The organism is Mycolicibacterium elephantis DSM 44368 (assembly GCF_004014805.1).
Classification (GTDB): domain Bacteria; phylum Actinomycetota; class Actinomycetes; order Mycobacteriales; family Mycobacteriaceae; genus Mycobacterium; species Mycobacterium elephantis.
The window spans coordinates 1-1,402 of the sequence record NZ_ATDN01000059.1 but is presented as its reverse complement, the minus strand read 5'-3'; the positions used below and the strand labels follow the sequence as shown (position 1 = coordinate 1,402).

Annotated in this window: 3 protein-coding genes; all 3 read left to right on the top strand. The window is 65.2% G+C overall.

The window, feature by feature from the left end; all coding sequences use genetic code 11:
* Positions 1-143: 143 nt before the first annotated feature.
* From rplP to rpsQ, 3 genes are read left to right on the top strand one after another with little or no spacing between them, the layout of a single operon-like run.
* On the top strand, positions 144-560 hold the full coding sequence (gene rplP / locus MELE44368_RS23800) for a 50S ribosomal protein L16 (protein WP_128110750.1): 417 nt from the start codon (positions 144-146) through the stop codon (positions 558-560).
* Positions 560-793, top strand: coding sequence for a 50S ribosomal protein L29 (rpmC, locus tag MELE44368_RS23795; RefSeq protein WP_046753690.1), 234 nt, complete (start codon positions 560-562; stop codon positions 791-793). The genes rplP and rpmC overlap by 1 nt, the downstream gene beginning before the upstream one ends.
* Complete coding sequence (rpsQ, locus tag MELE44368_RS23790; RefSeq protein WP_128110749.1) at positions 793-1,107, top strand: 30S ribosomal protein S17; 315 nt, start codon at positions 793-795, stop codon at positions 1,105-1,107. Before rpmC ends, rpsQ begins: the two co-directional genes overlap by 1 nt.
* The last annotated feature ends 295 nt before the right edge of the window (positions 1,108-1,402 follow it).

The following is a 1,402-nucleotide window of genomic DNA, read 5'->3' as shown; positions in this document are numbered from 1 at the left end:
GGCCGCGCGGCCAGCGGCGCCGACACCGGCCGTGCCGCCGCAGGCGCCGAAGCCGCGCCCGCCGTGGCCGAAGCCGCAGCAGGCACCGAGGCCGCTGCCGGTGCCGCCGCGGAGACGACGACTGAGAACACGGAGAGCTGACAATGCTGATCCCCCGTAAGGTCAAGCACCGCAAGCAACATCACCCACGGCAACGCGGCGTCGCCAGCGGTGGCACCACGGTGAGCTTCGGTGACTACGGCATCCAGGCGCTTGAGCACGCCTACATCACCAACCGGCAGATCGAGTCCGCTCGTATCGCCATCAACCGGCACATCAAGCGTGGCGGCAAGGTGTGGATCAACATCTTCCCGGACCGCCCGCTGACCAAGAAGCCCGCCGAAACCCGCATGGGTTCGGGTAAGGGCTCACCGGAGTGGTGGGTGGCCAACGTCAAGCCGGGCCGGGTGCTGTTCGAGCTGAGCTACCCCGACGAAGAAACCGCGCGAGCCGCACTCACCCGCGCGATCCACAAGTTGCCGATCAAGGCACGCATCGTTACCCGAGAGGAGCACTTCTGATGGCAGTGGGAGTGACGCCGGGCGAACTGCGCGAGCTGACCGACGACGAACTCAAGGACCGGCTGCGCGAGTCCAAGGAAGAGCTGTTCAACCTGCGCTTCCAGATGGCCACCGGGCAGCTGAGCAACAACCGCCGGCTTCGCACGGTGCGTCAGGAGATCGCGCGGGTCTACACCGTGCTACGCGAACGTGAGTTGGGCCTGGCGTCCGGGCCCGTAAGTGAGGATTCGTGATGGCTTCCAAACAAGAGCAGGCAAAGGCCGAGGGGCCCAAGTACACTCCGCGGGCCGAGAAGCCGCGCGGCCGCCGCAAGACCGCGATCGGCTACGTGGTCAGCGACAAGATGCAGAAGACCATCGTGGTCGAGCTGGAGGACCGTAAGAGCCACCCGCTCTACGGCAAGATCATCCGCACCACCAAGAAGGTCAAGGCGCACGACGAGAACGGCGACGCCGGCGTCGGCGACCGGGTCTCGCTGATGGAGACCCGACCGCTGTCGGCCACCAAGCGCTGGCGGCTGGTCGAGGTCCTCGAGAAGGCCAAGTAGCCTCCAGCGCCGGCAGACGTAGAATCGCCCAATTTCGCAGGAAATTGGGCGATTTTGCGTTCAGCAGGTAAGCCCCTTCGCGTCGAGTGACGGGTCGACGCGCGCCTTTCCGAATTCGGCGTGAGACAACCCGACACTCGACCGCGGGGCATCATTCTCGCGCACGGGAGCCGAACGCGCGACCCGGGCGGGTGGTTCGGTTCTTGGCGAATCAAACGATTTCCGCGCTGCCCGGCGCTGTCTAACCTCGATTTTTCATCGGACTTGATGTCGGCTCAGTTTGATGGTGAATTGT